Origin of the sequence: Pedobacter sp., assembly GCF_045627485.1 — a bacterium.
Lineage (GTDB): Bacteria > Bacteroidota > Bacteroidia > Sphingobacteriales > Sphingobacteriaceae > Pedobacter.
The window spans coordinates 1-3,783 of record NZ_JAZQNU010000071.1; the positions used below are offsets into that span (position 1 = coordinate 1).

A 3,783-nucleotide genomic window follows, 5' to 3' on the forward strand; every position below is an offset into this window, starting at 1 on the left:
GGGCCTGATGGCAAAGGCCGATGAAGCAATCAGCCTGGGTTTACCTTTATTCGTTACTGAATGGGGCGTGGGTGAAGCAAATGGAGACGGGGTTTTTGACCGGGAGAAAACCGCTAAGTGGATGAACTGGATGGAAAAGAATAAGTTGAGTTGGGTAAACTGGAATGTAACGGATAAACAAGAAACCACTGGTTTATTAAAAACCGGAGCGGCAGCAAGGGGTAGCTGGCCCATTGCTGATTTATCTCCCGCAGGACTGTATATCAGAACGGAACTCAGGAAGCTAAATCCTCAATAGCCTTTATATAAAGACTCTTGTGCCCGAGAAGTTTTCCCTGAACTCTTTTGGGGTGCAGTTCTTTTTCTTTTTGAAAAATCGGTTGAAATTGGAGATGTTATTGAAGCCGCAGTTAAAAGAAACTTCAGCAATGGAATGTGTGGTTTCAATAAGCATCCTGGTGGCATGACCCAACCTGATTTCGTTAAGGCTATCAATAAAGGTGGTACCAGTACGTCGTTTAATAAAGCGGCTAAAGGACACTTCAGTCATGTTAACAAGTTTAGCCAGGTCTTTTAAGGCTACCGGTTTATGGAAGTTGGCATTCATGTACTCGAAGGCTTTATCGATGCGGCGGCTGTGGTAATTCAATACCTGGTCGTTATTAAAGGTAGCATCAGACAAAACCCGCATGGATTTGGCTGTGGACAGCTGGTGTAAAATGCTCATCAACTCTAGCACAGAATCAAATCCCTGCATCTGGTCTATAACCAGCAATCTTTTATAAACAAGTTGTGCGGTTTCCCTGGGAAAGAGAATGCCCTTGGTAGAACGGTCAAACATTCTACGAATAAAACTAAGCTGGTTTCTTTTGAGCATTTTCTCATCAAGAAAGTCTTTATGCCATTGGATGGTGACTTCCCTGATTTCTTCGCTTTTACAATTATGGGTGAGCCAGACATGAGAAAGGTTAGGGCCCACCAACACGAGTTCCATGTCTTCGATCTCCTCCACATTATCACCAACGATTCTTTTTGCCCCTTTGGCATTCAAAATCAGATTGAGTTCGTACTCTTCATGAAAATGGAGCGGGAAGTTAAACTCTTTTTTTACCCTTGAAAAAATAGTGAAACAATCGTTTTGCGTTAACGGCGTAATCTCTTTGGTAATGTTGTTCATTGAGGAGGAGCATTAATTGGTTAGCATAAATATATAATTAAACAATAGTCATTCGCTATGAATTGGTTAAAATAGTATTACGATACTGGGCAATTGATCTATAATTTAGTCGAAATAAATAGTCGTTTAACGGCTAGCCCCTGACCACCTAACCAAATATGAATTTACAACTAATTGACATCTCCATTCTCCTGCTATACCTGGCTGTGATGATTTTTATCGGATTCTGGTATAGAAAAAAGGCAAAGCAAAATAATGAAAGTTACTTGTTAGGTGGTAAATCCTTACCCTGGTATAAATTAGGATTAAGTGATGCTTCTGATATGTTCGACATCAGCGGGACGATGTGGATGGTAGCCTTGTGCTTTGTTTATGGTTTAAAAAGTATATGGATTCCGTGGTTATGGCCGGTTTTTAACCAGGTATTTATGATGATGTTCCTAAGTAAGTGGCTGCGGCGAAGTAACGCCACTACCGGTGCGGAATGGTTGCAGACCAGGTTTGGATTAACAGGGAAAGGGGTGACTCCATCGCACCTGGTGGTGATTGCTTTTGCTTTGCTGAGTTGCTTTGGTTTCCTTGCTTATGGTTTTATAGGGCTAGGAAAATTCATGGAAATTTTTATTCCCTGGGAAGTGGTAAGAGACTATGTGCCATTTAATATTCCCGCCGACTACGTTCCTCATTTTTACGGGATCATTTTTACGCTCTTTGCCATGTTTTATTCGATTCTGGGTGGTTTGCACAGTATCGTTTTAGGTGACATGATTAAATATGGGATAATGATTGTAGCCTGTATTGCCATTGCGGTAATCGCGATGACGAACCTCAATGGTAAGGCGTTGAATGTACCTGCAGGCTGGGATGATCCGTTTTTTGGATGGAAGCTCGATCTGGACTGGAGTAACATAGCGGCAGATGCCAATAAGAAAATTGCAGATGACGGTTTCAGCTTGTTTAGCTTGTTCTTCGGTATGATGCTCCTGAAAGGTGTTTTTGCATCGCTTGCCGGGCCGGCACCGAATTACGACATGCAGAAAGTATTAAGTACGCGAAGTCCGAAAGAAGCGAGTAAAATGACCGGTTTTGTAAGTATCATATTATTACCGATCAGGTATTCGATGGTCATTGGCCTAACGGTGTTGGCGCTGCTTTATTATGATCAATTGTATTTGAAGGGACCAGACGGGGTGACTGATTTTGAACGCATACTGCCGGCCACCATTAATAAGTTTATGCCTACAGGTATTTTGGGCATCGTGCTGACAGGCTTATTAGGTGCTTTTATGGGAACCTTTAGTGGGACTTTAAATGCCGCCCAGGCCTATATTATTAACGATATCTATTTAAAATATATCAACCCTGCGGCAAAGACCAAGCGGATCATGACTATGAATTACCTGGTGGGGGTGTTGGTGGTATTTATCGGCATCGGACTTGGTTTTTTTGCAACGAACGTAAATGATATCCTACAGTGGATAGTTGGGGGTTTGTATGGTGGGTATGTAGCTGCCAACTGTTTAAAATGGTATTGGTGGCGATTTAATGCGAATGGGTTTTTCTGGGGAATGGCTGTGGGTATTGTGGCTGCAATGCTGATGCCTTATGTAACTACCGGGTTGCCATTATACTGGTGGCCGGTATTGTTTTTACTGTCCTTGGCTGGTTGTTTTGTAGGCACCTACGCCACAGCACCCACGGACGTAGCGGTATTAAAATCTTTTTATAAAACCGTAAGGCCATGGGGGTTTTGGAAACCCATCCATGCATTAGTGGTAGCCGAGGATCCCTCTTTCCAGGGAAACAAGCGATTCAAGTTAGATATGTTAAATGTAGTGTTAGGTGTTATCGGGCAGTTGTGCCTAACTATTTTACCAATGTATTTGATTTTAAGCATGCACACCCCACTCTGGATTACGCTGGCGATCCTTACGATAATTGTTTTGATCCTGAAAAGGACCTGGTGGAATAAATTAGAAGACTAAGTAATTTTTAGATCATGATAGATTTTAACTTAAGGAAGCAAGAAATAATAAAGGCCCATGAAGCTTTATTATCTGCTCCAAATAATGAGATAGCCATTAATAACGGAGTTTTTAAACGTTATGAAAATCCGGTGGTTACGGCTGCCCATACACCGTTGACCTGGCGTTATGACTTTAATCCGGAGCGTAATCCCTATTTAATGGAGCGGATAGGTATTAATGCGGCTTTTAACGCTGGGGCCATTAAATTAAACGGGAAATTTTTGCTGATGGTAAGGGTGGAAGGTGTTGACCGGAAATCTTTCTTTGCCGTAGCTGAAAGTACGAATGGAATAGACCATTTTGAGTTTTGGGAAAGCCCAGTAGTATTGCCCGAAACTGAGAATCCTGATGTAAATGTTTATGATATGCGGCTGGTAGCACATGAGGATGGCTGGATTTATGGATTGTTTTGTACGGAGAGAAAAGACCTGGCTGCACCAGCACATGACCAGACGATGGCGATTGCGCAATGTGGTATCGTACGGACAAAGGACCTGAAAACATGGGAACGACTGGCCGATTTGAAAACAAATTCGCCACAACAAAGAAACGTAGTGTTACATCCGGAATTTGTAGATG

Annotated in this window: 3 protein-coding genes and 1 pseudogene; 3 read left to right on the forward strand and 1 reads right to left on the reverse strand. The window is 42.3% G+C overall.

All coding sequences use genetic code 11. From position 1 onward, the window contains the following. Positions 1 to 298, forward strand: a 298-nt coding sequence (locus tag ACR2F3_RS05155) for a cellulase family glycosylhydrolase (protein WP_432708909.1), incomplete at its 5' end; no start/stop codon positions are given. Between the two features lie 3 nt (positions 299 to 301). Here ACR2F3_RS05155 and ACR2F3_RS05160 read toward each other — a convergent pair. Beyond that, positions 302 to 1,177, reverse strand: a complete 876-nt coding sequence (locus tag ACR2F3_RS05160; protein WP_432708910.1) for an AraC family transcriptional regulator — start codon at positions 1,175 to 1,177, stop codon at positions 302 to 304. 158 nt (positions 1,178 to 1,335) lie between these two features. Between ACR2F3_RS05160 and ACR2F3_RS05165 the strand changes: the two genes are divergently transcribed. Both ACR2F3_RS05165 and ACR2F3_RS05170 read left to right on the forward strand, forming a co-directional pair. Next, a complete protein-coding gene (locus tag ACR2F3_RS05165; protein ID WP_432708911.1) occupies positions 1,336 to 3,162 on the forward strand; it encodes a sodium:solute symporter family protein in 1,827 nt (608 codons plus the stop codon). 14 nt (positions 3,163 to 3,176) lie between these two features. Further along, positions 3,177 to 3,783, forward strand: a pseudogene (locus tag ACR2F3_RS05170) (glycosidase); the annotation flags it as partial.